General features: G+C 72.2%; 21 protein-coding genes and 1 tRNA gene. 6 read left to right on the top strand and 16 right to left on the bottom strand.

Annotation, left to right across the window (positions count from 1 at the left end; all coding sequences use genetic code 11):
• Nucleotides 1-6 precede the first annotated feature (6 nt).
• Nucleotides 7-2,199, bottom strand: coding sequence for an MMPL family transporter (locus tag ACIP84_RS28345; RefSeq protein ID WP_355964023.1), 2,193 nt, complete (start codon nucleotides 2,197-2,199; stop codon nucleotides 7-9).
• 110 nt (nucleotides 2,200-2,309) lie between these two features.
• Nucleotides 2,310-2,882 (bottom strand): TetR/AcrR family transcriptional regulator, encoded by a 573-nt coding sequence (locus tag ACIP84_RS28340; RefSeq protein WP_209495253.1) that lies wholly within the window; start codon nucleotides 2,880-2,882, stop codon nucleotides 2,310-2,312.
• A 176-nt stretch (nucleotides 2,883-3,058) separates the two neighbouring features.
• Here ACIP84_RS28340 and ACIP84_RS28335 point away from each other — a divergent pair, with 176 nt between their 5' ends.
• Nucleotides 3,059-6,421: a S41 family peptidase gene (locus ACIP84_RS28335; RefSeq protein ID WP_401801442.1), complete on the top strand. Its 3,363-nt coding sequence runs from the start codon at nucleotides 3,059-3,061 to the stop codon at nucleotides 6,419-6,421.
• A 269-nt stretch (nucleotides 6,422-6,690) separates the two neighbouring features.
• Here ACIP84_RS28335 and ACIP84_RS28330 read toward each other — a convergent pair whose 3' ends face one another.
• The gene (locus ACIP84_RS28330; RefSeq protein WP_355964026.1) at nucleotides 6,691-7,197 is read right to left on the bottom strand and encodes a GNAT family N-acetyltransferase; all 507 of its coding nucleotides are present in this window, start codon (nucleotides 7,195-7,197) and stop codon (nucleotides 6,691-6,693) included.
• Between the two features lie 61 nt (nucleotides 7,198-7,258).
• On the opposite strand from ACIP84_RS28330, the gene ACIP84_RS28325 reads away from it, so the two are divergent.
• Entirely contained in the window at nucleotides 7,259-8,338 is a 1,080-nt protein-coding gene (locus ACIP84_RS28325) for a hypothetical protein (RefSeq protein WP_401801439.1), read from the top strand.
• A gap of 78 nt (nucleotides 8,339-8,416) precedes the next feature.
• On the opposite strand, the gene ACIP84_RS28320 is transcribed toward ACIP84_RS28325, so the two are convergent.
• From ACIP84_RS28320 to ACIP84_RS28305, 4 genes are all read right to left on the bottom strand, one after another.
• Nucleotides 8,417-8,602, bottom strand: a complete 186-nt coding sequence (locus ACIP84_RS28320; RefSeq protein ID WP_355964028.1) for a hypothetical protein — start codon at nucleotides 8,600-8,602, stop codon at nucleotides 8,417-8,419.
• A 176-nt stretch (nucleotides 8,603-8,778) separates the two neighbouring features.
• Nucleotides 8,779-9,669 (bottom strand): SDR family oxidoreductase, encoded by an 891-nt coding sequence (locus ACIP84_RS28315; RefSeq protein ID WP_355964029.1) that lies wholly within the window; start codon nucleotides 9,667-9,669, stop codon nucleotides 8,779-8,781.
• Nucleotides 9,666-10,571: an alpha/beta fold hydrolase gene (locus ACIP84_RS28310; protein ID WP_401801437.1), complete on the bottom strand. Its 906-nt coding sequence runs from the start codon at nucleotides 10,569-10,571 to the stop codon at nucleotides 9,666-9,668. The genes ACIP84_RS28315 and ACIP84_RS28310 overlap by 4 nt, the downstream gene beginning before the upstream one ends.
• Entirely contained in the window at nucleotides 10,568-12,130 is a 1,563-nt protein-coding gene (locus ACIP84_RS28305) for a flavin-containing monooxygenase (RefSeq protein ID WP_401801435.1), read from the bottom strand. The genes ACIP84_RS28310 and ACIP84_RS28305 overlap by 4 nt, the downstream gene beginning before the upstream one ends.
• A gap of 308 nt (nucleotides 12,131-12,438) precedes the next feature.
• Here ACIP84_RS28305 and ACIP84_RS28300 point away from each other — a divergent pair, with 308 nt between their 5' ends.
• Nucleotides 12,439-13,074, top strand: coding sequence for a MerR family transcriptional regulator (locus ACIP84_RS28300; protein ID WP_401801697.1), 636 nt, complete (start codon nucleotides 12,439-12,441; stop codon nucleotides 13,072-13,074).
• Nucleotides 13,075-13,090: 16 nt separating this feature from the next.
• Here the strand turns inward: ACIP84_RS28300 and ACIP84_RS28295 are convergent, their stop codons facing one another.
• The gene (locus ACIP84_RS28295) at nucleotides 13,091-13,894 is read right to left on the bottom strand and encodes an exodeoxyribonuclease III (RefSeq protein WP_401801432.1); all 804 of its coding nucleotides are present in this window, start codon (nucleotides 13,892-13,894) and stop codon (nucleotides 13,091-13,093) included.
• Nucleotides 13,895-13,943: 49 nt separating this feature from the next.
• Here ACIP84_RS28295 and ACIP84_RS28290 point away from each other — a divergent pair, with 49 nt between their 5' ends.
• The gene (locus tag ACIP84_RS28290; RefSeq protein ID WP_401801429.1) at nucleotides 13,944-14,423 is read left to right on the top strand and encodes a GNAT family N-acetyltransferase; all 480 of its coding nucleotides are present in this window, start codon (nucleotides 13,944-13,946) and stop codon (nucleotides 14,421-14,423) included.
• Between the two features lie 174 nt (nucleotides 14,424-14,597).
• Here the strand turns inward: ACIP84_RS28290 and ACIP84_RS28285 are convergent.
• From ACIP84_RS28285 to galU, 7 genes are all read right to left on the bottom strand, one after another.
• Nucleotides 14,598-14,671: transfer RNA gene (locus ACIP84_RS28285), tRNA-Ala, on the bottom strand.
• Nucleotides 14,672-14,763: 92 nt separating this feature from the next.
• Entirely contained in the window at nucleotides 14,764-15,786 is a 1,023-nt protein-coding gene (gene glpR / locus ACIP84_RS28280) for a gephyrin-like molybdotransferase receptor GlpR (protein WP_401801426.1), read from the bottom strand.
• 137 nt (nucleotides 15,787-15,923) lie between these two features.
• Entirely contained in the window at nucleotides 15,924-16,517 is a 594-nt protein-coding gene (locus ACIP84_RS28275; RefSeq protein ID WP_401801694.1) for a GNAT family N-acetyltransferase, read from the bottom strand.
• 14 nt (nucleotides 16,518-16,531) lie between these two features.
• Nucleotides 16,532-17,137, bottom strand: a complete 606-nt coding sequence (locus tag ACIP84_RS28270; protein WP_401801423.1) for a molybdenum cofactor biosynthesis protein B — start codon at nucleotides 17,135-17,137, stop codon at nucleotides 16,532-16,534.
• Nucleotides 17,134-17,619 (bottom strand): cyclic pyranopterin monophosphate synthase MoaC, encoded by a 486-nt coding sequence (gene moaC / locus ACIP84_RS28265; RefSeq protein ID WP_189833508.1) that lies wholly within the window; start codon nucleotides 17,617-17,619, stop codon nucleotides 17,134-17,136. Before moaC ends, ACIP84_RS28270 begins: the two co-directional genes overlap by 4 nt.
• Before the next feature lie 57 nt (nucleotides 17,620-17,676).
• Nucleotides 17,677-18,945: a gephyrin-like molybdotransferase Glp gene (glp, locus tag ACIP84_RS28260; protein ID WP_355964121.1), complete on the bottom strand. Its 1,269-nt coding sequence runs from the start codon at nucleotides 18,943-18,945 to the stop codon at nucleotides 17,677-17,679.
• Between the two features lie 160 nt (nucleotides 18,946-19,105).
• Nucleotides 19,106-20,017 carry a UTP--glucose-1-phosphate uridylyltransferase GalU gene (gene galU / locus ACIP84_RS28255; RefSeq protein ID WP_355964041.1) on the bottom strand — a complete coding sequence of 304 codons (912 nt, stop codon included), beginning with the start codon at nucleotides 20,015-20,017 and terminating at the stop codon, nucleotides 19,106-19,108.
• Nucleotides 20,018-20,120: 103 nt separating this feature from the next.
• On the opposite strand from galU, the gene ACIP84_RS28250 reads away from it, so the two are divergent.
• On the top strand, nucleotides 20,121-20,714 hold the full coding sequence (locus ACIP84_RS28250; protein WP_266892875.1) for a 5-formyltetrahydrofolate cyclo-ligase: 594 nt from the start codon (nucleotides 20,121-20,123) through the stop codon (nucleotides 20,712-20,714).
• On the opposite strand, the gene ACIP84_RS28245 is transcribed toward ACIP84_RS28250, so the two are convergent.
• Nucleotides 20,715-23,492 (bottom strand): penicillin acylase family protein, encoded by a 2,778-nt coding sequence (locus tag ACIP84_RS28245; protein WP_401801419.1) that lies wholly within the window; start codon nucleotides 23,490-23,492, stop codon nucleotides 20,715-20,717. It abuts the gene before it with no gap.
• A gap of 247 nt (nucleotides 23,493-23,739) precedes the next feature.
• Between ACIP84_RS28245 and ACIP84_RS28240 the strand changes: the two genes are divergently transcribed.
• Nucleotides 23,740-25,317, top strand: coding sequence for a potassium/proton antiporter (locus ACIP84_RS28240; protein WP_401801692.1), 1,578 nt, complete (start codon nucleotides 23,740-23,742; stop codon nucleotides 25,315-25,317).
• Nucleotides 25,318-25,349 lie beyond the last annotated feature (32 nt).

The raw sequence follows: 25,349 nt of genomic DNA, 5'->3' as shown, positions 1-25,349 counted from the left end.
TGGGCATCAGACCTTCACGAGGTCCGGCTTGGAGCCGGGCGCCCCGCCCGCGGGCGTGTCCTTGGCGAGACCCTCGCCCTCCACGTCCACGTTCGGCAGGATCCGGTCCAGCCACTTCGGCAGCCACCAGGCCTTGTGGCCGAGCAGCGCGAGGACGGCCGGGACGATCGCCATGCGGACCACGAAGGCGTCGAAGAGGACCGCGACGGCCAGGCCGAAGCCGATCATCTTGATCATCTGGTCCGTCATGCCGATGAAGCCGGAGAAGACCGCGATCATGATCACCGCGGCGGCGGTGACCACCCGGGCGCTGTGCTTGAAGCCGGTCACGATCGCCTCGCCGGGCCGCTCCCCGTGGACGTACGCCTCACGCATCCGGGTGACGAGGAAGACCTCGTAGTCCATCGCGAGACCGAAGACGACACCCACCATGAAGATCGGCATCATCGACATGATCGGGCCGGTCTGCTCGACCCCGAAGAGGCTGCCGAGCCAGCCCCACTGGAAGACCGCGACGACGGCGCCGAGGGCCGCGACCACCGAGAGCAGGAAGCCGAGGGCCGCCTTCAGCGGGACGAGGATCGAGCGGAAGACCACGGTCAGGAGCAGGAAGGCCAGGCCGACGACGAGGGCCAGGTACGGCACCAGGGCGTCGTTCATCTTCTGCGAGAAGTCGATGTTCATCGCGGTGGCCCCGGTGACGAGGACGTCGTCTCCGGTGGCGTCCCGGATGTCGTGGACGAGGGTCTCGGTGGCGCCGGAGGACGGGCGGTCCTTCGGGACCACCGTGATCATCGCGGCGTCGCCGGCCTTGTTCGGGGTCGCCGGGGTGACGGCGGCCCAGCCTTCGAGGCCCTTGATGGTGGAGACCGTCCTGTCGGCGGTCGCCTTGTCGCCGTCCACGACGACGAGCAGCGGGCCGTTGAAGCCGGGGCCGAAGCCGTCCGAGAGGGCGTCGTAGGCCCGGCGCTCGGTGGTGGAGGTCGGCTTGACGCCGTCGTCCGGGAGGCCCATCTCCAGGGAGGCGGCGGGCAGCGCGATCGCGCCCAGGCCGAGGACGCCGATCAGCAGCACCATGACGGGGCGGCGGATGACGAAGCGGGCCCAGCGGGTGCCGCCGTTCGGCTTGTCGCTCTTCGCGCCCTCGGCGCCGCCCTCGGCACCGGCCACGGCGGCCTTGCGCTGCTTGCGGCCGATGACCTTGTCGCCGGCGAAGCCGAGCAGGGCGGGGATCAGGGTGAGCGCGATCAGCACGGCGATCACGACCGTGCCGGCGGCGGCGAAGCCCATCTTCGTCAGCATCGGGATGTTGACGACGGCCAGGCCGACCAGGGCGATGACGACGGTGAGTCCGGCGAAGACGACGGCGGAACCCGCCGTGCCGACGGCGCGGCCCGCGGCGTCCTCCTTCTCGCGGCCGTCCGCCAGCTCCGCGCGGTAGCGGGAGACGATGAAGAGGGCGTAGTCGATGCCGACCGCGAGGCCGATCATCATCGCGAGGGTGGAGGTGGTGGAGCCGAGGTCGAGCACGCTCGCGAGCGCGGTGATCGAGGAGACGCCGATGCCGACGCCGATGATCGCCGTGAGCAGCGGAAGCCCGGCCGCGACGAGCGAACCGAAGGTCAGGACCAGGACGATGCCGGCGATGACGACGCCGACGATCTCGCCCGAGCCGGTCTCCGGCATGGTCTGGAGGGCGTCACCGCCGACCTCGACGGTCAGCCCCTTGCCCTGCGCGTTGTGCCCGGCCTGGGTCAGCGCCTCGCGCGTCTCGTCGGTCAGCTCCATCGCGTTGACCTTGTAGGCGACGGAGACGTAGGCGGTGGAGCCGTTCTGGGAGACGGCCCGCCCGGTGTACGGGTCGGTGACCGAGACGATCTGGTCCGAGCCGGACTTCAGGGCGGCGACGGTCTCCTCGACGACGGCCTTGTGCGCCGGGTCGGTCATCTTCTGGCCCTCGGGGGCCTTGAAGACGACGCGGGCGGTGGCTCCGTCGGCTCCGGCGCCCGGGAAGCGCTCTTCGAGCAGGTCGAAGGCGCGCTGGGCCTCGGTGCCGGGGATCGAGAAGGAGCTGGAGGTCGCGACGGGCGCGGTGGCGGCGCCGATCCCGGCGACCGCCAGGAGGGCCACCCAGAGGAGGGCGACGAGCCGTCGGCGCCGGAAGGCGGAACGGCCCAACTTGTACAGGAACGTGGCCACGGGGGCGTCTCCCAGTGTGGGGTGGGACAGGGCATGGGGAGCCGGCCCGACGGCGGAGCGGTGCGTCGTCAGGGGGGTGCGGTACTGCGGGTGCTGCGTGGGGAGGGGCTCTAGACGCCGAGTGAGGGGAGCACCACGGCGTTGACATAGGTCTTGAGGAAGGCGTGGTCGACCGGCTGGTCGTCGATCAGCGGACGGGCGATGAACGCACCGATCAGCATGTGCGGGACGAGCTTCAGCGCCGGGTTGCCGGCGTCGACCTCGCCCCTGCGGACCGCTCGGCGCAGCACTTCGTCGAGGCCGTTCATCTCGGGTTCGATGAGCAGCTCGCGCAGCGCCCGGTGCAGGTCGGGGTTGGTGTGGACGGCATGGGCCAGACCCCGCATCAGCGCGGAGTCCCTCTCCATCTGACAGTCGTCGGACCGGTCGACGAGTTCCTGGAAGTCGCCGCGCAGCGTGCCGGTGTCGATCTGCGAGAGATCGGCCGGCTTGTTGTCGCGCAGCGCCCGGGCGACCAGCTCGGGCTTGCTCCCCCACTGGCGGTAGAGGGTGGCCTTGCTGGAGTGGGTGCGGGCGGCGACGGCGTCCATGGTGAGGGCGTCGTAGCCGACCTCCCGGAGGAGGTCGAGCACGGCTCCGTACAGCTCGGACTCACGCTCTGGGGTGAGCCTGCTGCGGGCCATGACCGGTCTCCTGTCGAACGAAACGGTTTCGTACAGTACGAAGATACCCCCACCCTCAGCGAAACGAAACCGTTTCGTACGTGTCCTGGACCACACCGAAGCCGGGCCACGCCCCTGAAGACGCCCGCAAGCACGTACGAGTTGCCACACCCCCCTCGCTTGGAAAGCATGAGGAGGTGAGTGACGACGTCGCGTATCTCCGCTTTCCGCACCTCCACGACGACCTGCTGTGCTTCGCCGCCGAGGACGACCTCTGGATCGCCCCCCTCGTCCCCGAGGGCCACCGCCCCGGCCGGGCATGGCGGCTCACCGTCGACCGGACGCGGGTCGGCCACCCCCGCTTCTCGCCGGACGGCCGGCAGATCGCGTACACGAACTGGCGCAGCCTCGACCCAGAGATCCATCTCGTCCCCATCGAAGGCGGGTCCGCCCGGCGGCTCACCCACTGGGGCTCGACCGACACCCGCGTCTGCGGCTGGACACCCCCCGACCGGGACGGACGCTCGGACATCCTCGCCGTCTCCTCGCACGGGCAGCCCTTCTCTTACTACTCGTGGGCCTACAACGTCCCCACCGACGGCTCCCCCGGCGGCCGCCTCCCCTGGGGCCCGGTCTCCGACATCGCCGTCACCGAGCACGACGCCTACAGAAAGGCCGGCAAGGGAACCGCCGAGGGGCAGGAGGCCGAGCGCCGCACCCTCCTCCTCACCGGAAAGCCGCCCCACGAGCCGGCCGCCTGGAAGCGCTACCGCGGCGGCGCCACCGGCCGCCTCTGGCTGCACGGCGAGCGGCTGCTCGCCGACATCGGCGGCCACCTCGACTGCCCGATGGCCGTCGACGGCCGGGTCGCGTTCCTCTCCGACCACGAGGGCGTCGGCAACCTCTACTCCTGCCTGCCCGACGGCACCGACCTGCTGCGGCACACCGACCACGACGAGTTCTACGCCCGGCACGCCTCGACCGACGGACGCCGGGTCGTCTACCAGTGCGCCGGCGACCTGTGGATCGTCGACGCCCTCACCCCCGGCTCCCGCCCCAGGAGGCTGGAGGTGCGGCTCGGCGGCCAGCGCGTCGGCCGACGCCCGTACCAGGTGCCCGCCGCCCACCACATCGACGCCGTCTCCGTCGACGAGACCGGCCGGGCCAGCGCCGTCTCCGTGCGCGGCAGCCTCTACTGGCTGACCCACCGCGACGGCCCCGCCCGCACCATCGTCGACACCCCCGGCGTCCGGGTCAGGCTCCCCGAGATGCTCGGCAGCGGCGGCCAGGTCGCGTACGTCACCGACGCCGAGGGCGAGGACGCCGTCGAGGTCGCCTATCTCCCGCGCGCCAGCGGCGACCGGCCGCCCCGCCGCCTCGCCTCAGGCGACCTCGGCCGGGTCGAGGAGCTGATCGCCGACCCGGACGGCGAACGGCTCGCGATCGCCTCCCACGACGGCCGGCTGCTCCTCCTCGACGCGACGGAGGACACCGAGGACGCCGCCGGGACGGAGTCCGGGGGCGGCGAGGTCACCGAACTCATCAGGTCCGTCAACGGCCCCGTCCGCGACCTGGCCTTCTCCCCCGACGGCGCCTGGCTCACCTGGTCCCACCCGGGCATCGGCCGATCCCTGCGCTCCATCAAGATGGCCCGGATCTCCGGCCCCGGCGCCCGGACCGTCGTCGACGTCACCAACGGCCGCTTCGAGGACGAGAACCCCGTCTTCACCCGGGACGGCCGCTACCTCGCCTTCCTGTCCTGGCGGGGCTTCGACCCGGTGTACGACGTGCACACCGGCGACCTGTCGTTCCCGCTCGGCTGCCGCCCCTACCTGGTCCCCCTCTCCTCCGCGACGCCCTCGCCGTTCGCGCTGCTCCCCGACGGGCGCCCGGCGGCCGGCGGTCTCGACCCGGCCGACGACGACACGGAGGCGACCACCGACGGCACGGTCACCGTCGAGATCGAGGGACTCCCCGACCGGGTCACCCCCTTCCCGGTCGCCGCCTCCAAGTACTCCGCCCTCCACCCGGTCAGCGGCGGTGGCCTCGTCTGGCTGCGCTGGCCCATCTCGGGCGCGCTCGGCGAGACCTTCGCCAACCCGACCGACACCTCGGGCAAGCCCACCCTGGAGCACTTCTCCATCACCAAGGCCCGCAAGAGCGAACTCGCCAAGGACCTCGACTGGTTCGCGGTCAGCGGCGACGGCACCCGGCTCGTGGTCGCCGACGAGGGCGACCTGCGGGCCGTGCCCGCCACCGAGTCCGGGGACGGCGACTCCACCGTCTACCTGGACCTGCGGCGCATCCTCCACGAGGTCGAGCCGGGCGCCGAGTGGCGGCAGGCCTTCGACGAGGCGGGCCGGATCGTCCGCGCCTACTTCTGGGAGCCCGACATGGGCGGGGTCGACTGGACGGCCGTGCTCGACCAGTACCGGCCGCTCGTCGAACGGGTCGCCTCCCCCGACGAGTTCGCCGACCTGCTCCGCGAGGTCCTCGGCGAACTGGGCACCTCCCACGCGTACGTCACCCCCGCCCGCCGCAACGAGGGTCCCCCGCACTACCAGCGGCCGATGGGCCTCCTCGGCGCCAACCTCGTGCCCCGCGAGGCCGGCTGGACGGTCAAGCGCATCCTGCCCGGCGAGTCCTCCGACTCCAAGGCCCGCTCCCCGCTCGCCGGTACCGGCATCCGCGAAGGCGCGGTCCTCACCCATGTCGACGGCCGGCCCGTGGACCCGGTCACCGGCCCGTACCCACTGCTCTCCGGCACCGGCGGCACCACCGTCGAGCTCACCTTCCTCCCCGCCGAGGGCGAGGGCCGGGCCCGCCGCGTCGCCGTCGTCCCGCTGATCGACGAGCGTCCGCTGCGCTACCAGGACTGGGTGGCCAAACGCCGGGCGGTGGTACGGGACATCAGCGGCGGCCGCTGCGGCTACCTGCACATCCCCGACATGGGCGGCTCGGGCTGGGCCCAGTTCAACCGCGACCTGCGCATGGAGGTCTCCCGGCCGGCCCTCATCGTCGACGTACGGGGCAACGCCGGCGGCAACATCAGCGAGCTCGTCATGGAGAAACTCACCCGCAGGATCCTCGGCTGGGACCTCACCCGCAACGCCCAGCCCGTCGCGTACGCCTCCAACGCCCCGCGCGGCCCGGTGGTCGCCCTCGCCGACGAGGCCACCTCCTCCGACGGCGACATGATCACCGCCGCGTTCAAGCTCCTCGGCCTGGGACCCGTCGTCGGCCAGCGCACCTGGGGCGGAGTCGTCGGCATGACCGGCCGCCACCGCCTCGGCGACGGCACCCAGATCACGGTCCCGATGAACGCCGCCTGGTTCCCCGAGTACGGCTGGTCCCTGGAGAACCACGGCGTCGAACCGGACCTCGCCGTCCTGCGCACCCCCCTCGACTGGGCGGAGGGCCGGCACGCCCAGCTCGACGACGCGGTCGAGGTGGCCCTCGCCCTCCTCGCGGAGACCCCGGCGGCGAGCCCCCCTGGCTATGTGGACCTCCCGGACCGCTCCCGCCCGAAGCTGCCACCGCGAGCGACGACCGGGGAGTGACGCCCTCCCGCCCGTCCCGGGAGGTTCGCGCGGACGGGCAGGGCCCGATCGGCAGGCCACCCCAGGGGGCAGCCCGGCCCGATCGCCCGGGCACCCCCGGGGGCCGCCCCCGGCCCGATCGGCCGGGCACCCCCGGGGGCCGCCCCCGGCCCGATCGGCCGGGCACCCCTCGGGCCTGTCCGGCCCGATCGACCAGGCACACCCCGCGCCGACCCCCGGCCCGATCAGCCAGCCCTCGGGCCTGTTCGGCTCTGATGCGCCGGACAGGCCTAGGCGGCGCTCCGCCCCAGGCCGTCGGCCAGATCCAGCTCGTACGACGTCCCCGCCCGCCCGTCGAGCGTCACGCTCCCGACCGCGCCGAACCCGACGCGCCCCAGCACGACCCTCGACCCGTCGTTGTCGAGGGTCGTGACGGCGGTCAGCCGGCTGAGTCCGTACTGCTCACGCGCCAGCCGGCACACCTCCCGCACCCCGGCCGTCGCCACACCCCGCCCGGTCGCCTTCTCGGCCACCCGGTACCCCAGCTCTGCGGCCCCGTCGGCGACGTCGACGAGATTGAACCGCCCGAGGATCTCGCCGCCCTCCCCCACGAGCACATGGAAATGGATCCCCCCGGCCTCCTGCTCGTCGAGCAGCGCCCGGTGCCGCTCCTCGAATTCGGTGAAGTACGCGTCCCCCCGGTCGGGCACGGACGCGGCGAAGTACCCCCGGTTCTCCCGCTCGAAGGCGAGCAGGGCGGGGGCGTGATCGGTTCGCAGTCGCTCAAGTACGGCCATGGGCGCCACCGTACGAAGATCCGGCGCCGGACGCGCGTGACTTATGCGCCATGATCGAGCCATGTACGCGCTGAACAGAACCGAGGACGGCCACGTCTGGGGCGTCTGCCCCGAGGTGGAGGGCCTCTTCGGCGAGCCCGAGCGCGGGACGTACGAGCTCCTCGGCTGGCAGCCGGAGGGCTCCGGGTTCCGGGACGGCGACTGGCTCGGCGACCGGGTGTGGCTGATCCCGGAACGCGTGCCGACCGCGGCCGGAGAACCCGAGGGCGGCGAGGAGGGCGACTCCTGGCTCCTGTGGGACGTGGAGGCGTCGCACAGCACGTCCGGCCTGGTCGTCACCGGCGAGGAAGACCAGCTGGGCCCGCCCGACGGCCACCGGGGCCCCGTCCGGCTGCACGACGGACACCGATGGCTCGGTTCCTGCCGGGAGTTCGCCGCCGTCGTGCCCGCGCAGCGGACCGATCCCCCACTCGTCCTGCGCGGCCTGGCCCCCGGCGAGGAGCTGAAGCGGGCCCTGGCGAAGGGCACCCGGCGGGCCCTGGAACTGGACGAGGCCGAACTGGAACTGCGGGACGGACAGGGCGCACCGCTGACGAGCCGGCTGATGCGGCCCGTCGTGACCGGCTGGGAGCCGTCCGCGCTCGGACCGGACCTGATCGACCTGACGCTGGACGGATACGACGACCCCGTACCCGCCTGGGCCCGTGACGTGTGGGAGCGGTGGCTCGCCGGGCCGCCGGCCGAGCCCGGCGCCTGGGCCGCACTCGACACCCGGCGGCGGGGCGCCTGGCACGATCTGGTGCGGGAGCGGGCCTGCCGCCGCACGCCCGTGGACCGGGCGACGGGCACCGCGTACGAGCTCGACGGACGGGACGTCACCGACGTGCCGGGGCTCTGGCTCGCGCTCGGCGAGGCCGTGAACGGGCCCGGCGGCTACTTCGGCGGAAGCTTCCAGGCCCTCCACGAATGCCTGGGCGGCGGCTTCGGATTCACCGCCCCGGCCACCCTGACCTGGCGGGACGCCGACGTCGCCCGGGCACATCTGTCCAGGGCGCTGTCCCCGGACGGCGAGCCGTACGACCTCTTCGCGGCGACGGTCCGAGCCCTTGAGGAGGACGGGATGCGGGTCGTACGGGCCTGAGCGTGCGCGGACGCACGAGGAGGCGCACCCGGTGGACCGGGTGCGCCTCATCGACACAGCATGCGAAGGACGAACGCGTCAGGCGTCGTAGTCCTGGTCGAGACGGTCCTGGGAGTCCTGCTGGGCCCTGCGCGTCTCGTCGTCGGGGCGGCCGCGGCCCTGGGAGGCGCGCGAGGACGCCTCGTCCTTCGCCTTGCCCATGGCCTGCTTGGCCTGCTGCTTCAGCTGCTCCGACTTGTCCTTGAACTGTTCTGCCTTGCCCATGAAGGTTCACTCCTAGACGGGTGAGAGGGGACGGAGGCGATGCGCCTCCTGGGCCTCGACCAGCCTTGCACGAGCGAACACTGCACGCATTTCGATCAGTTACGGACGGCTACCACGCGGGGAGCCGCCGACGGCCGCCCGGCTAGGTCCCCTCCCGCCGGGCGGCCGGAGCCCGGTCAGCGCGCCGCCGAACCGCCCGTCCGCGCCTCCTCGTCGGCGGCGCCGCCCGCGCCCACCAGCCCCTTGGAGACCGAGCCGAGTCGCGGCTCGAAGCGCTTCATCTCGCGCTGCCCGACGGTCGCGATCATCCCCGGCAGATAGCCGCGGACCGACTGCATCCCGCGCAGCCACCACTGCGCGTAGACGTGCGCGGAGCGCCGCTCGATGCCCGCGACGATCCGGTCGACGGCCGGGCCGAGGGGGTACGTGCGGTTCGCCGGCCACGGCAGCCGCTGGCGCAGCTCCCGCATCACGTCGTCCTCGTCGGCGCCCCGCACCATGTCCGTGTCGGTCCAGGAGAGGTAGCCGACGCCGACCTTCACCCCCTTGTACGCGACCTCGGCGCGCAGGCTGTGCGCGAACGCCTCGACGCCCGACTTGGAGGCGCAGTACGCCGTCATCATCGGGGCGGGGGTCAGCGCGGCGAGCGAGGCGATCTGGAGGAAGTACCCCCGCGACTCCATGAGGACCGGCAGGAACGCCCGTCCCGTCACCGCGCCGCCGATCAGGTTGACCTCGATGACCCGCCGCCAGGCGCCCGGGTCGGACTCCGCGAAGGGACCGCCCGCCGCGACACCGGCGTTGGCGACGACGATGTCGACCTTCCCGAACCGCTCCTTCACCTCGGCCGCGACCCTCGCCATCGCCTCGTGGTCGGTGACGTCGGCGTGCCACCAGTCGGCCTCGGTGTGCAGCCGCCCGGCGACCTCCTTGAGCTGCTCCGGCTCCAGGCCGACGAGAGCGATCTTCGCGCCGCGCGCGGACAGCTTGCGGGCGAGGAGCTCCCCGACGCCGCGGGCACCTCCGGTGACGACCGCGACCTGTCCTTCCAGGCTCACCCGGCTCATGCCTTCTCCTTCACTTCCAGGTACGTGTCGGTCAGTTCGCGGATCCGCGCGGTGACGGCCTCGGGGGCCTCCACAGGTGTCATATGCCCCACCCCGGCCAGTTCGAGCAGTCCCACGCACTGCGGGAGGGCCTCGGCCATGGCGCGGGAGTGGACGGGCGGGGTGAGCCGGTCGGCGGTGCCGACGACGACCGCGACGGGCAGGTCGAGTGCCCGCAGCCCCGCCTCCAGGTCCAGCTCGGAGAGGACCCTGGACCAGCCGACGCGGGCCCCGCGCGGGCAGGCGTGCACGATCCGGGCGCAGGCGTCGACCCGCTCGGGCGCCGAACCGGGGCCCATCGTCGCGTACTTGAGGATCCTCTTCGAGACGGCGTTGACGGGCCCGAGCGGCGCCTTCGCGCCGAGGACGCCCCGGGTCAGCCGGGTACGCCGGTCGCTCGGCCGGCCCGGGACGACGGTGGCCTCGGCGGTGAGCCGCGAGGGCCCGGTGGAGCAGAGCAGCACGGCCGCCGCGTGCTCCCGGAAGCCCGGCCGGTCGGCCGCGGCCATGAGGGTCATGCCGCCCATGGAGTGGCCGGCGAGGACGGCCTTCTCCCCGGGGGCGAGGGTGCTCGCGAGGACCGCTTCGAGGTCGTCGGCGAGCGCCCGGGTGGCGTATCCGGAGGGCCCGGCGGGGACCGGCGACCGGCCGTGGCCGCGCTGGTCGTAGGCGATGACCCGGTGGTCGACGGCGAGGGACCGTATCTGCTCGGCCCAGAAGGCGATCGAGCAGGTCCAGCCGTGGGCGAGGACGACGGCGGGCGCGCCCTCGGGGCCGTACACCTCGACGTGGATCCGGGCGCCGTCCGCGGAGACGGCGGTGACCTCCCGGGACGAGGTCAGCGAGGTCAGGTGCCGGCTCACTTGGCGGCCTCCTTCTTGCGGGAGGCGGTACGGGGCTTCGCCGCGGCGGTCTCCCCGGCGGCCTTCACGGGCTTGGGGGCGCGGATGACCTCGTACTCGGAGAGGTCGACCTGCCGGGTCTCGCGCCGGAACTCGCCGGTCGTGCCGGGCCACAGCGTGGTGTTGCGCCCGTTGGCGTCGAGGTACCAGCTCTCGCAGCCGCCCGCCTTCCAGACCGTCCGCTCCATCCGGGCCTGCACCTTGCGGTTCCAGGCGCCGACGGCGGAGGGCCGGACGGCGAGGGCGGCGCGCCCGCCCGGGCCGGCGGAGGTGAGCAGGGCCAGCTGGCGCAGGTAGTCGGCCATGTAGTTCAGCTGGGACTCGATCATCAGGATCATCGAGGAGTTCCCGAGGCCCGTGTTGGGGCCGATGACCGTCATGAAGTTGGGGAATCCGGCGGCGGTGGCGCCGCGCAGCGCCTCCATGCCGCCCTTCCAGGTCTCGGCGAGCGTCCTGCCCTCGGCGCCGACGACCCGTTCGGCGATCGGCATGTCGGTGACGTGGAAGCCGGTGCCGAAGATGATCGCGTCGACCTCGGTCTCGGTGCCGTCGGCGGCGACCACGGTCGAGCCGCGGACCTCGCGCAGGCCGGAGGCGACGACGTCGACGTTGGGCTGCGCGATCGCCGGGTAGTACGTGCTGGAGAGCAGGATGCGCTTGCAGCCGATGCGGTACGAGGGCGTCAGCTTGGCCCGCAGGACCGGGTCCTTGACGGACTTGGCGATGTTGGCCTTGGCGAGCTTCTCGACGAGGCCGAGTTCGTTCGGGTGCTTGGTGAAGGCGCCGACCTGGAGTTCGCGGATGCCCCAGAGGAGGCCGCGGCGCAGGGTGCCGGTGACGGGCAGGGCGCGGTGGAGCCAGCGCTCGGGGCCGCTGATGGCCCGGTCCATGCGGCGCATGACCCAGGGGGGCGTGCGCTGGAAGAGGGTCAGCTTCCCGACCTGGGGCTGGATCGCGGGCACGATCTGGATGGCGGAGGCGCCGGTGCCGATCATGGCGACGCGCTTGCCGGTGAGGTCGTAGTCGTGGTCCCAGCGGGCCGAGTGGAAGACCTTGCCGGGGAAGTCGGCGATGCCGGGGATGTCCGGGATCCTGGGGTCGGAGAGCGGGCCGGTCGCGGAGACGACGACCTCGGCGCTGAAGGAGCCCTGGCTGGTCTCGATCTCCCAGCGGAGCGCCTCCGCGTCCCACTCCATCCGCACGACCTCGTGGTTCAGTCGCAGGTGGGGGCGGAGGCCGAAGGTGTCGGTGACGTGCTCCAGGTACGCGCGGATGTGGCGCTGTCCGGAGAAGGTCCGCGGCCAGTCGGGGTTGGGCGCGAAGGAGAAGGAGTAGAGGTGGGAGGGGACGTCGCAGGCGCAGCCGGGGTAGCTGTTGTCCCGCCAGGTGCCGCCCACGGAGTCGGCCCGCTCCAGGACCACGAAGTCGGTGATCCCCTCTCGGCGCAGCCGGACGGCGGCGCCGAGGCCACCGAATCCCGATCCGATCACCGCCACACGTACCTGCTCGTGCTTCGCCATGCCGCCTCCCGCGTGCCCGGCCAATCACGCCAGCAATCACTGGCACAGTCGGGACTGTAGAGCAGCTCCATACCGAGCGGTAGGGGTCGGACGAGGGAAAGTTACCGGCGGTACAACATAGGCTGGCGTCCGTGGCTGAAGGATCAGGCAGAGGGACAGGCGAAGGATCAGGACCCGACACGGTGACACACGAGGGCGCACGCGAGGACCGGCGGACCGGCACGGGCGGCAGCCCGCACCAGGTCACGCCCGCCACACCCGAGCCCGAGGGCGTGCGCGACGAGCCCGAAGGCGTGCGCGAGTACCGCATGGAGGAGCTGGCGGCCGCCGCCGGCATCACCGTGCGCACCCTGCGCTTCTACCGCGAGCGCGGCCTGATCCCCCCGCCCCGCCGCGAGGGCCGGATCGCCTGGTACGACGAGAACCACCTGGCCCGGCTGCGGACCATCGCCGCCCTCCTGGAGCGCGGGCACACCCTCAACGGCATCGCCGACCTCACCACCGCCTTCGAGAGCGGGCGCAACGTCCGCGAGGTGCTCGCCCTCGGCGCCCCCAGCGAGGAGGAGCCGGTCCGCCTCACCCCCGGGGAGCTCGCCGACCACTTCGCCGGCGAGGTCACCCCGGAGAACCTCGCCGCCGCCCTGGACCTCGGCTACCTCGTCACCGACGGCGAGGAGATCATCCACATCAGCCGCCGGCTGCTCGACGTCTCCGCCGCGCTCGTCCGCGAGGGCGTCCCGCTCGCCGAGGTCCTCAAGGCCGGCGCCCGCGTCCGCGAGCACGCCGACGCCCTCGCCGAGCTCTTCACCGACCTGCTGCGCACCCACGCGGCCGAGGACGACCTGTGGCGGCTGCGCCCGCTCGCGAAGAGCGTGGTGGAGGCGGAACTGTCGATGGCGCTCGACCGCCGCCTGAGTCCGAAAGCCCCACCGCAGAGCCCGTGAGCCGCCCCCGCCGCTCCTACAGGTCGTAGACGGCGGTCACGGGCGCGTGGTCGCTCCAGCGCTCGGCGTGGGTGGCGGCCCGCTCGACGTACGCCTTGACGGCCTTGGCGGCGAGCCCGGGGGTGGCGAGCTGGTAGTCGATCCGCCAGCCGCTGTCGTTGTCGAAGGCCCGGCCGCGGTAGGACCACCAGGAGTAGGGCCCCTCCTGCTCGGGGTGCAGGACGCGCACGACGTCCACATACCCCCCGTCGCCTTCCTCCAGCACCTTCCCGAACCACTCCCGCTCCTCGGGGAGGAAGCCGGCGTTCTTCTTGTTGGCCTTCCAGTTCTTGAGGTCGGCCTCCTGGTGGGCGATGTTCCAGTCGCCGCAGACGACGACCTCGCGGCCGTCGGCGGCCGAGCGCTCCCGGAGCTCCTTCAGGTACGGCAGGAACTCGCCCATGAACCGGTACTTCTCGTCCTGGCGCTCGGTGCCGGCCTCGCCGGAGGGCAGGTAGAGGCTGGCGACGGTGACGCCGGGCAGATCCGCCTCGACGTACCGGCCGCTGCTGTCGAACTCGCTCGACCCGAAGCCGACGCGCACCCGGTCGGGCTCGCGGCGCGTGTAGAGGGACACCCCGGCGCGCCCCTTGGCGGCGGCGGGCGCGTGGACCGTGAACCAGCCCTCGGGCGCCCGCACCTCCGGCGGCAGCTGCGCCTCCTCGGCGCGCACCTCCTGGAGACAGACGGCGTCGGCGGAGGTGCCGCCGAGCCACTCGACGAACCCCTTCTTGGCGGCGGCACGGAGACCATTGACATTCACGGACGTCACAGTGAGCATCCCGGGAGAATACCGACACCACGCGTCGCATACATGTACGATACTCCGCATGAACATCCAGCCCACGCCCTACGACCACCCCGACGCCGTCGCACTCGACGACGCGGTCCAGGCGGAGTACGCCCTCCGCTACGGCGACGAGGGCGACGCCACACCGTTGGACGCCGGGATGTTCGTCCCCCCGCAGGGCCTCTACCTCCTCGCGTACGACCCCGAGGGCAACCCGGTCGCCACGGGCGGCTGGCGCACCCAGGACAAGAACGACGAGGGCTACGAGAACGGCGACGCGGAACTCAAGCGCATGTACGTGATTCCCGGGGCCCGCGGCCTGGGCCTGGCCCGCCGCATCCTCGCCGCGCTGGAATCCCACGCCCGCGAGACCGGCCGCACCCGCATGGTCCTGGAAACGGGCACGGCCCAACCGGAGGCGATAGCCCTCTACACGTCGAGCGGCTACGAACCCTGCGCCAAATTCGGCCTGTACCGCGACCACGACAACAGCCGCTGCTTCGCCAAGCCCCTGGTCTGAGCCTCCCCTTACCCAGACGGCAGGTCCTGGAAGGACCGAGGAGACATGAGATCCCGCCCGGCCCGCTACCGGGCGGGATCGACATGCACGCACCAACGACGAGATCCCGCCCGATCTTTCGATCGGACGGGATCTCGTCACCGTTCCCGAGAGCTACTCGCGAACTGTCGTTTGTGGACCTGTGGGGATTTGAACCCCAGACCCCCTCGATGCGAACGAGGTGCGCTACCAGACTGCGCCACAGGCCCTTGCGACGTGTGAAACATTAGCATCCCGACCCGCTCAGGCAAAAATCCGTTCCCGCGCAGGTCAGCCGGGGCCGTCGCGGGCCCCTTCGGGGTCATTCGTTGGCCGCTCGGGGGCGGTCGTCGTCCGCGTACTGGTCGAAGAGCGGCGTACGGCCGTGGTCGCGGTTGCGGCGCGGCGGGGTGGTGCGCTGGCGCGGGGCCGGGGACGGGGTGGGGGCCGGGTCGGCCGCCGTGGAGGAGCGGGCCGCGCTCCAGGTCTCCGGGTCCGTGATGTCGATGCCGCTCGTGGCGCGCGGGGCGACCGGGGCGGTGACGTACGTGGGGAGCGGGACCGGGACCGGGTCCCAGCTGTCACCGCGGGCCGGGCCGCGGTCGCGCTGCTGGTCGACCCACTCCGCGTGGTCGGTCTGCTCGACCAGGGCGCGCCGGTCCGCCTCCTGCGGGGAGGGGCCCGGGGCGGACTCGGGCGACAGCTCGGGCGTCGGCGCCGGGCGGCGGCTCTCGCGCAGCCGTGCCGCCGCGGCCTCCGCGCGCCGCCGGTCCATCACGTACACGAAGCGGCGGCGTTCCTGGATCCGCAGGTGCACGATGTACGCGCTGAGGAGCAGCGCGGGCACGGCCGGCACCCACAGGAAGGCGACCCCGCCGACGGCGGCGACGACCGCGCCGAGGGTGAAGACGGCGAAGAGCAGCGTCGTGGTCCGGCGGCGGCGGGCGAGGACCTTGCCGCGGCGGGCGCGTTCGGCCGCCGCGCCCGTGGCGGGGCGCGCCGGGGCGGGTTGCGGCGCCGGCTCCCGCTCGGGGAGTTCCAGGCGCGCTTCCGTTCTGGCCGCGGGCGCGGAGAACGCCCGGACGTCGACCGAGCTCAGATGCTCGGTTTCCGCGTCCGGGTCCACGTCGGGCGTCGGACCCTCCGCCGTACGGTCCCGCTGCTTGAGCTCCTTGGCATATCGGCGCTCCATGCCCGCCCGTCCGGAAAGCAGCCGGATGGCGGTGCTGAAGCGTTCCGTCGGACGGGCTTCGTTCAGCTCGTCCTGCCTGCGGAGCCACATCGGTACCAAGTAGGCGGCCCAGGCCCCGACGATGACTGCGTAGATGAGGCCGCTGCTGCTCACGCCTCACACGGTAGAGGGGTTCGCGCGACGGCATCGGCCAATTGGCCCGGTGTGTCGCACGATCTGGCTGATATCACTGAACTTTTTTGTGATTGTTCAGATCGATTGACCGTCAACTACCGATTGAATTCGAACACTTATCTTATTCTCGCCTGATGCCAGCGGCGCAGCAGCCCCTCCGGGACCTCTTCCGCCGTCAGCGCGAAGACCAGATGGTCCCGCCACGCGCCGTCGATGTGGAGGTAGCGGGGCCGCAACCCCTCCTCGCGGAACCCCAGTTTCTCGACGACCCGGCGCGACGGCCCGTTCTCCGGACGGATGCACACCTCCATCCGGTGCAGACCGACCGAGCGGAAGCAGTGGTCGACCGCCAGCGCGACCGCCGTCGGCATGACACCGCGTCCGGCCACCTCGCTGTCCACCCAGTAGCCCACGTGCCCGGAGCACATCGAGCCCCAGGTGATGCCCGCGACGGTCAACTGCCCCACCAGCCGCCCCCGGTACTCGATCACGAAGGGCAGCATCCGTCCGGCGTTCGCCTCCGACCGCAGATGGCGGACCATCTGACGGTACGTCGGCCGCTGCGCCACCGGCCCGCCGGGCGCCGGCGGCGGAACCGTCGCCTCCCAGGGCCGCAGCCACTCCCGGTTCCGCCGGTTCACCTCGCGCCAGGCCGCGTGGTCACGCATCTTTATCGGGCGGAGCATCACGTCTCCGTCCACCAGGACCACCGGCCAGGTCGGGATCACGACGGTCTCGGATGGTCGCCGCCGCGGATCTGGTCGACGGCGTGCCGCAGGATCGGCTCCAGGACGGTCAGTCCGTCCCGTACCCCGCCGGAGGACCCCGGCAGGTTCACGATCAGCGTGCCGCCCGCGACCCCCGCGAGGCCCCGCGAGAGCGCCGCCGTCGGCACCTTCTCCCGGCCGTACGCCCGGATCGCCTCCGGGATGCCCGGGATCTCCCGCTCCAGGACCCGGCGGGTCACCTCGGGCGTCTCGTCGGTGGGCGAGACGCCCGTGCCGCCGGTGGTCACGATCACGTCGTACCCCGCGGCGATCCCGGCCCGCAGCGCCGCCTCGACCGGGGCCCCGTCCGGGACGACCTGCGGGCCCTCCACGGCGAAGCCCATCCGGGCGAGGGCCTCGGCGATCAGCGGACCGCCCTTGTCCTCGTAGACCCCGGCCGCGGCCCGGTTCGAGGCCGTGACGACGAGCGCGGCGTAGGGGGCGAGGAGCGCGCCGCCGGCGCCCGCGTCGAGCGCGGCCGGAGGAAGCCCTTCGTCCGCCTGCCCCGCGTGGTCGTGGCCCTCGTGCTCGTGCCCGCCCGACACCCGGCCCCCGCGCGTCACGACCCGCTCCGCGTCCAGTGGCCCGACTTTCCGCCCGTCTTCTCCTCCACCCGTACGTCGGAGATGACCGCGCCCTTGTCGACCGCCTTCACCATGTCGACCACCGTCAGGGCCGCCACCGAGACCGCCGTCAGGGCCTCCATCTCGACGCCCGTCCGGTCCGTGGTCTTCACCGTCGCCAGGATCTCGACCGCGTCGTCGGTGACCGCCAGGTCGAGGGTCACGCCCGACACGGCCAGCGGATGGCAGAGCGGGATGAGGTCCGGGGTCTTCTTGGCTCCCATGATCCCGGCGATCCGGGCCGTGGCGAGCGCGTCGCCCTTCGGGACGCCCTCGCCGCGCAGCAGCTCGATCACGCGCGGCGAGACGAGGACCCGCCCGCTGGCGCGCGCCGTGCGGGACGTGACGTCCTTCGCCGATACGTCGACCATGCGGGCCGCGCCCGCCTCGTCGATGTGGGTGAGACCTTGCTGCGTGCTCATCGCCGTGACACTCCCGGTCGCTGTGTGGGACGACACCGTACCCCCACCCTCGCCCCCTCAGCCGAGGAGGACCACTTCCAGCTCGGCACCGGGCTCCACGCTCTCCGTCTCCTCCGGGACCACGAGCAGGCAGTCCGCGTGCGCGAGGGCCGCGATCAGATGGGAGCCCGCACCGCCCACCGGAGTGACGGTGCCCGCCTCCGGGTCGTACGTCCCGCGGAGGAACTGCCTCCGCCCGGCGGGCGAGGACAGCGCCTTGTCGGCGGCCAGCTCGGCGCGCACCCGGGGCCGGTGCAGGTCCTCGACGCCCATCAGGGCCCGGATCGCGGGCCGGACGAACAGCTCGAAGGAGACGTACGAGGAGACCGGGTTGCCCGGCAGGGCGAGCAGCGGGATCTGCTCGGCGCCGATGGCGCCGAAGCCCTGGGGCTTGCCCGGCTGCATGGCCAGCTTGCGGAAGTCGACCTGACCGTCGGCGGTCAGCGCCTCCTTGACCACGTCGTACGCGCCGACGCTCACCCCGCCCGTGGTCACGATCAGATCGGCCCGGATGAGCTGGTCCTCGATGGTGGCGCGCAGCGACTCGGCGTCGTCGGCGACGGCCCCCACCCGGTACGCGAGCGCGCCCGCGTCCCGCGCGGCCGCGGCGAGCGCGAAGCTGTTGGAGTCGTGGATCTGGCCTTCGCCCAGCGGCTCGCCGGGCTGGACCAGCTCGCTGCCGGTGGACATGACGACCACCCGGGGGCGGGGCCGCACCCGGACGGTGCCGCGGCCGATCGCGGCGAGCAGCCCGATCTGCGGCGGCCCGAGCACCGTGCCGGCCGACAGGGCCAGCTCCCCCGCCCGTACGTCGCTCCCCCGCTCGCGGACATGGGCGCCGGCCTCAGCGGCGCGGTGCACCCGGACCTCGCCGGACGCGCCCTCGGGGGCTGCGCTCGCGGCCGTCATGCCGGTGGCCGCGCCCCCGCCCGTGCCGCCGTCGGTCCACTCGACGGGGACGACGGCCTCGGCGCCGGGCGGCAGCGGGGCGCCTGTCATGATCCGGGCGGCCTGGCCCGGCCCGACCTCGGGCAGTCCGCCGGCGCCCGCCGCGACGTCGCCGACGACGGTCAGGACGGCGGGGAACTCCTCGGTGGCTCCGGCGATGTCGGCGACCCGGACCGCGTACCCGTCCATGGAGCTGTTGTCGAAGGGGGGCAGCGCGACCGGCACCGTCACGTCCTCGACGAGGACACAGCCCTGGGCGTCGAGGAGTTGCAGCTCGATGGGTTCGAGCGGGCCGACCGTCGCGAGGATGTCGGCCAGGTGCTCGTCCACCGACCACAGCCCGCGGGCGGGCCCCGCGCAGGGGTCGGCCGACTTCTCCCCGTCGCCCTGGCCGTGATCGACGTGGTCCTGGTCGCCGTGGACCCGGTCGCCGTGGTCCTGGTCGCCGTGGTCCTGGTCGTCGTGGGACGGCGACGGTGCCGCGCTGCTGCTCAAGGTGCTACATCTCCTCGCTGACGTATCTCCGGAGCCAGGCCCGGAAGTCCGGTCCCAGATCTTCACGTTCGCACGCGAGTCTGACAATGGCACGCAGATAGTCACCGCGGTCACCGGTGTCATAGCGGCGGCCCTTGAAGACGACGCCGTGCACCGGGCCGCCGATCTTCTCGTCCGAGGCGAGCTTCTGCAGGGCGTCCGTCAGCTGGATCTCCCCGCCGCGGCCCGGCTCGGTATCCCGCAGCGTCCCGAAGACGGCCGGGTCCAGCACATAGCGGCCGATGATCGCGTAGTTGCTGGGCGCCTCGTCCGCGTCCGGCTTCTCGACCAGGTCCGTCACCTTCACGACGTCCGCGTCGACGGTCGCCTCGACCGCCGCGCAGCCGTACAGGTGGATCTGCGAGGGGTCGACCTCCATGAGGGCGATCACGCTGCCGCCCTCGCGCTCCTGGATCTCCACCATCCGCGCGAGCAGCGGGTCGCGGGGGTCGATCAGGTCGTCGCCGAGGAGCACCGCGAAGGGCTGGTCGCCGACGTGCGGGGCGGCGCAGAGCACGGCATGGCCGAGGCCGCGCGGGGCTCCCTGGCGCACGTAGTGCATGGTGGCGAGGTCGCTGGACTCCTGGACCTTGGAGAGGCGTTCGGCGTCGCCCTTCCGCGTCAGGGCCTCCTCCAGCTCGTAGTTCCGGTCGAAGTGGTCCTCCAGGGGACGTTTGTTCCGGCCGGTGATCATCAGGACGTCGGAGAGGCCGGCCGCGACGGCCTCCTCGACGACGTACTGGATGGCCGGCTTGTCGACGACCGGCAGCATCTCCTTCGGCGTCGCCTTGGTCGCCGGGAGGAAGCGGGTGCCGAGGCCGGCGGCCGGGATGACAGCCTTGCTGATCCGGCCGAGCCTGGGGAGCGAGTGATTCATGCCGTGCACTTTAGTCGTTCGTAATGAGAGAAAGATGTGGCTCCGATTAACTTCCTCCGCATAAAGACAGTTACGAGAATTTAGTGAATTGCATGGGGCACAGATGACACCCGAGATGTCCGAAAAGACCGTGCTGCGCAGCCGACTTCTGGCCGCCCGCGCCGCACTGAGCACCGATTCCCTGGCCCGCACGGCCGAATCCCTCGCCCGCCGGGGACTGGAACTCGCCGAACTCGCGGAGGCGTCCACGGTCGCCGCCTATGTGTCCGTCGGCCGCGAGCCGGGCACGCGCGCGTTGCTCGACGCGCTCCACGCGCGCGGGGTGCGGGTCCTGCTCCCCGTGCTGCTCCCCGACAACGACCTGGACTGGGCGGCGTACGAGGGCCCGGAGGGGCTCGCGAAGGCGGGCCGGGGCCTGCTCGAACCGGTCGGGCCCCGGCTCGGCCCCGAGGCCGTGTGCGCCGCCGACGCCGTCCTGCTGCCGGGCCTCGCGGTCGACGGTCGCGGGATGCGGCTCGGCCGGGGCGGCGGCTCGTACGACCGGGTGCTCGCCCGGCTCACGCGCGCGGGTGCCGATCCCGCGCTCGTGGTGCTCCTCTACGCGGACGAGGTGGTCGCGCGGGTCCCGGAGGAACCGCACGACCACCCCGTGCACGCGGTGGTGACCCCCGAGGGCGTCACGCGCTTCCGGCCCTGATCAGGGCTTCAGCTTCAGCGTGTCCTTCGTCGCCGCGTCGACGGCCGCCTTGCCGTAGGCCCAGTCGTACAGGTCGCCCTTCGCCCACGCGTCCGTCTGGTCGGTGTAGTGGGAGTTGAAGGCGTGGCCGGAGGCGCCGGTGAGGTTGATCCACCGGGACTTGTCCCAGTCGCCGACGTTGACGACCATCCGCATCGACGGCACCCAGATGACCTCGTAGCCGCCGGCCGCGTTCCAGCCGGTGGCGTCGACGGCCGCCTCGCCGCCGCCCAGGTTCCAGGGGCCGCGGTTGAGGAGCTGCTGCACGACGCCGGGGCCGGCGGTGCCGAGGGTCTGGTTCTTCAGGGTCAGCTGGTGCAGCCGGCCCCAGCTCCAGGTGGAGACGTCCTTGCCGAGCTTGGCGGTCAGCTCCCAGCGCGCGTCCTTCATGGCGCGGGCGAGCAGCTGGTCACGGGTCTCGGTGGCCTGGTCGGTGCGGGTGCCCGGGGTGACCCACCACTCGCTCTTCTCCTGCTTGAGGAGCGGGCGGACCACCTCGTACCAGCGGTCGCCGCCGTCCGGCTGCGCGGAGTCGGGGTCGCGCTGGCCGCATTCCCGTACGAGCTTGTTCTGCTCGTCGACCGGGCCGGTGGCGTCGGCCGGGCGCACGTTGATGCAGTCGCCCTCGGCGCGGAGCTCCTTGGGCAGCTTGTTGCCGAAGGACAGCTTGAGGACGTTGCGCCAGACCGCGTTGAAGTAGGCGGCGGCGGCCGAGTCGGGCTCCTGGGTGTAGTCCCAGCCCTCCAGCAGCTTCTGCGCCTCGCGGACGTGCGGGTCCGAGATATCGATCTTCAGCAGGAGCGGGTTCAGGAGGGTCGCGATCTCGCTGCGGTTGTCCGTCTGCATGGTCCGCATGTCGTCCGGCGAGATCTTTCCGCCGTCCTTGGTCTTCGACTCGATGAGGTCGTTGATCCGCTGGCTGCGCGAGCCGTAGCCCCAGTCCTTGGTGAGCAGGTCGGGGTAGTCCTCGGCGTCGATCACGGCCTGGTTGGCGGTGACGATGTAGCCGCGCTTCGGGTCGTACTCGTACGGCAGCTGCTCGAAGGGGATGTAGCCCTTCCACCGGTACGAGGAGTCCCAGCCGGGCGCGGGCAGGGTGCCGTCGCCCTTGGCGCGCTGCGGGATCTTGCCCGGCGACTGGTAGCCGATGTGGCCCTCGGTGTCGGCGTAGACCAGGTTCTGCGAGGGGACCTCGAAGTTCCTGGCCGCGGCCCGGAACTGGTCGAAGTTCTTGGCCCGGTCGAGGGCGAAGATCGCGTCCATCGACCTGCCCGGCTGGAGGGCGGTCCACTGGAGGGAGACGCCGTAGCCGGTGCCGCGGTCGGGGGCGGCGTTGCCGACGGGGGCCTTCTGGCCGACCTTCTCCAGGTCGGAGGAGCGGTCGGAGACCAGCGGGCCGCGGTCGGTGGAGCGGACGGTGATCGTCCGGTCCTCGCCGCCGGCGACCTTGATGATCTCGTCGCGGACCGTGAAGGGCTTGACCTTGCCGTCGACGAGGTAGCCGTCGGGGCCGATCTTCTCCAGGTAGAGGTCGGTGACGTCGGCGCCCAGGTTGGTGAGACCCCAGGCGATCTTGTCGTTGTGTCCGATGATCACACCGGGCATGCCGGAGAAGGTGTAGCCGGAGACGTCGTAACGGCAGGTCGCCGAGACCGAGCGGCAGTGCAGGCCCATCTGGTACCAGAGGGACGGCAGCTGGGGCGCGAGGTGCGGGTCGTTGGCGAGCAGCGGCTTGCCGGAGGTCGTGTACTGCCCGGAGACGACCCAGGAGTTCGAGCCGATGCCGTTGCCGTTGGGGCCGAGGAGGGCGGGCACGCCGTCCAGGACCTCGGAGAGCGCCCCGAGCTGGGACTGCGCACCGGAACCGGAGGAGGAGCCGGAAGAACCGGAGGAGGAGCCGGAGCCGCTGCCGGGAACGCTGCCCGGGGTCTCCCCGGTGGTCAGGTCGCCGTCGCCGTCGCCCGCCGAGCCCTTCGGGTCGAACTTCCCGGTGGACTCGTCCACCGCGCCCCCGTCGACGATCGGCTGGTGGAGCGCGTACGGGTAGTCCGGGTACAGCTGCTTGATCTGGCTCGCGCTCAGCCGGCTCGTCATCAGCGAGCGGTCGATCTCGTCCTGCATGTTGCCGCGCAGGTCCCAGGCCATGGCCTTGAGCCAGGCCACCGAGTCGACCGGCGTCCACGGCTCGATCGCGTAGTCGTTGGTGAGGGCGAGGGCCGCGTACTCGACGGAGACGTCGGCGGGGTCCCGGTCCTTCAGATAGGCGTTGACGCCCTCCGCGTACGCCTGGAGGTACTTCTTCGTCTCCGGCGACAGGACCTTGTCGTACTCCTGCTGCGCCACCCGGCGCCAGCCGAGCGTGCGCAGGAACGAGTCCGTCTCGATCTGGCTCTCGCCGAACATCTCGGAGAGGCGGCCCGCGGTCACGTGCCGCCGAACGTCCATCTCGTAGAAGCGGTCCTGCGCCTGGACGTAGCCCTGGGCGCGGAAGAGGTCCGTCTCGTTGTCGGCGTAGATCTGCGGGACGCCGTTCGCGTCACGCTTCACCTCGACCTCGCCGGACAGGCTGTCGAGCCGGATCTCGCCCGTGGTCTGCGGGAACGAGGCCCGGACGGTGCTCACACCCCAGAACCCGCCGTATCCGACGCCCGCGACCAGAGCGAGGACCAGGACGAGGAGGATCAGGCGGGCGCGCCGCCCTTTCTTCTTGGCGGGAGGCGCGGTCGTGTTGGAGGGCATCGCTGTCCTTCGAGGGGCAGGGTGGTCCTGGAGTACGGGAGCAACCTTAGGCGCAGCGTCTGGAGGGCCCGGACGCGGTGTCCGGAAGAGAACCGTACGGGCGAGCGAGGAGGTGCAAAGACGGCGTCAAGAAAACGTTAAAGATTAGGTAAGGTAACGAAGTGTCTGCCGCTGGAGGAACGATCCAGCCGGACGCGACGGCCGCTGGAAGAACGGTCCAGCTGCATGTGAGGGGAAGGAACGGCCACTGACTGTCCACGAGCTCAACGAACTCCTGCTCATCAGCTCCCTCGTGCTGCTGATCGCGGTCGCGGCCGTACGGATCTCGTCCCGGAGCGGGCTCCCCAGCCTGCTGCTCTACCTCGGCATCGGCATCGCCATCGGCCAGGACGGCATCGGCAACGTCGCCTTCGACAACGCGGAACTGACACAGGTCATCGGCTACGCCGCCCTCGTCGTGATCCTCGCCGAGGGTGGCCTCGGCACGAAGTGGAAGGAGATCAAGCCGGCGCTGCCCGCCGCGGTCGTCCTCTCCACCGTCGGCGTCGCGGTGAGCGTGGGCATCACGGCCTCCGCCGCCCACTACCTCGTGGGCCTCGACTGGCGACAGGCCCTGATCATCGGCGCCGTCGTCTCCTCGACCGACGCCGCCGCGGTCTTCTCCGTGCTGCGCAAGGTCCCCCTGCCCTCACGGGTCACCGGTGTCCTGGAGGCCGAGTCCGGCTTCAACGACGCCCCGGTCGTCATCCTCGTCGTCGCCTTCTCCACGGCCGGACCGGTCGACGACTGGTACGTCCTCGTCGGCACGATCGCCCTCGAACTCGCCATCGGCGTCGCCGTGGGCCTCGCCGTCGGCTTCCTCGGCGCCTACGGGCTGCGGCACGTCGCCCTGCCCGCCTCCGGCCTCTACCCGATCGCCGTCATGGCCATCGCCGTCGTCGCGTACGCCGCCGGCGCCATGGCCCACGGCTCCGGCTTCCTCGCCGTCTACCTGGCCTCGATGGTCCTCGGCAACGCCAAGCTGCCGCACGCGCCGGCGAACCGGGGCTTTGCCGAGGGACTCGGCTGGATCGCCCAGATCGGCATGTTCGTCCTGCTCGGCCTGCTCGTCACCCCGCACGAGCTCGTCCACGACTTCTGGCCCGCCGTCGTCATCGGCCTGGTCCTGACCGTGGTCGCCCGGCCCATGGAAGTCCTGGTCAGCCTGCTGCCCTTCCGCATCCCCTGGCAGGAGCAGGCACTGATGTCCTGGGCCGGCCTGCGCGGAGCCGTCCCCATCATCCTGGCCACCATCCCGATGGTGTCGGACATCGAGGGCAGCGAGCGGATCTTCAACATCGTCTTCGTGCTCGTCGTCGTCTACACCCTCGTCCAGGGGCCGACCCTGCCCTGGCTCGCGAAGGCCCTCAAGCTCGGCGCCTCCGGGGAGGCGGCCGACCTCGGCGTCGAGTCCGCCCCCCTGGAGCGGCTGCGCGGCCATCTGCTCTCCGTCGCCATCCCCGAGCACTCCCGGATGCACGGGGTCGAGGTCGCCGAGCTGCGGCTGCCCGCCGGAGCGGCCGTCACCCTCGTCGTACGGGAGGAGACGAGCTTCGTCCCGGGGCCCGCGACCGTCCTGCGGCGCGGCGACGAGCTCCTCGTCGTCGCGACCGACCCGGTACGGGACGCCACGGAGCGACGGCTGCGCGCGGTCAGCCAGGGCGGCAAGCTCGCCGGCTGGCTGGGCACGGGGGGCGCCACGGCGGTCAGCGTGCCGCACGGCACCGAGACGCGCTTCCACCGCCATGACCAGAAAAGCCATGGCCAGAAACGAACATCCGGTTAATCCGAGGCATTAATTCAAGGACAGGAGCGTTT

The sequence above is a fragment of the Streptomyces sp. NPDC088707 genome, assembly GCF_044752725.1.
In the GTDB taxonomy this organism is placed as follows: domain Bacteria; phylum Actinomycetota; class Actinomycetes; order Streptomycetales; family Streptomycetaceae; genus Streptomyces.
Note: the sequence above shows the minus strand (reverse complement) of the source record. Positions and strands in the feature narration are given on the sequence as shown.

Bases quoted from the DNA above. Each gene is read 5' to 3' on its own strand.
- ACIP84_RS28340 (WP_209495253.1), bottom strand. From the start codon at position 2,882: ATGGCCCGCAGCAGGCTCACCCCAGAGCGTGAGTCCGAGCTGTACGGA.
- ACIP84_RS28330 (WP_355964026.1), bottom strand. From the start codon at position 7,197: ATGGCCGTACTTGAGCGACTGCGAACCGATCACGCCCCCGCCCTGCTC.
- ACIP84_RS28325 (WP_401801439.1), top strand. From the start codon at position 7,259: ATGTACGCGCTGAACAGAACCGAGGACGGCCACGTCTGGGGCGTCTGC.
- ACIP84_RS28320 (WP_355964028.1), bottom strand. From the start codon at position 8,602: ATGGGCAAGGCAGAACAGTTCAAGGACAAGTCGGAGCAGCTGAAGCAG.
- ACIP84_RS28315 (WP_355964029.1), bottom strand. From the start codon at position 9,669: ATGAGCCGGGTGAGCCTGGAAGGACAGGTCGCGGTCGTCACCGGAGGT.
- ACIP84_RS28305 (WP_401801435.1), bottom strand. From the start codon at position 12,130: ATGGCGAAGCACGAGCAGGTACGTGTGGCGGTGATCGGATCGGGATTC.
- ACIP84_RS28300 (WP_401801697.1), top strand. From the start codon at position 12,439: ATGGAGGAGCTGGCGGCCGCCGCCGGCATCACCGTGCGCACCCTGCGC.
- ACIP84_RS28295 (WP_401801432.1), bottom strand. From the start codon at position 13,894: ATGCTCACTGTGACGTCCGTGAATGTCAATGGTCTCCGTGCCGCCGCC.
- ACIP84_RS28290 (WP_401801429.1), top strand. From the start codon at position 13,944: ATGAACATCCAGCCCACGCCCTACGACCACCCCGACGCCGTCGCACTC.
- moaC (WP_189833508.1), bottom strand. From the start codon at position 17,619: ATGAGCACGCAGCAAGGTCTCACCCACATCGACGAGGCGGGCGCGGCC.
- galU (WP_355964041.1), bottom strand. From the start codon at position 20,017: ATGAATCACTCGCTCCCCAGGCTCGGCCGGATCAGCAAGGCTGTCATC.
- ACIP84_RS28250 (WP_266892875.1), top strand. From the start codon at position 20,121: ATGACACCCGAGATGTCCGAAAAGACCGTGCTGCGCAGCCGACTTCTG.
- ACIP84_RS28245 (WP_401801419.1), bottom strand. From the start codon at position 23,492: ATGCCCTCCAACACGACCGCGCCTCCCGCCAAGAAGAAAGGGCGGCGC.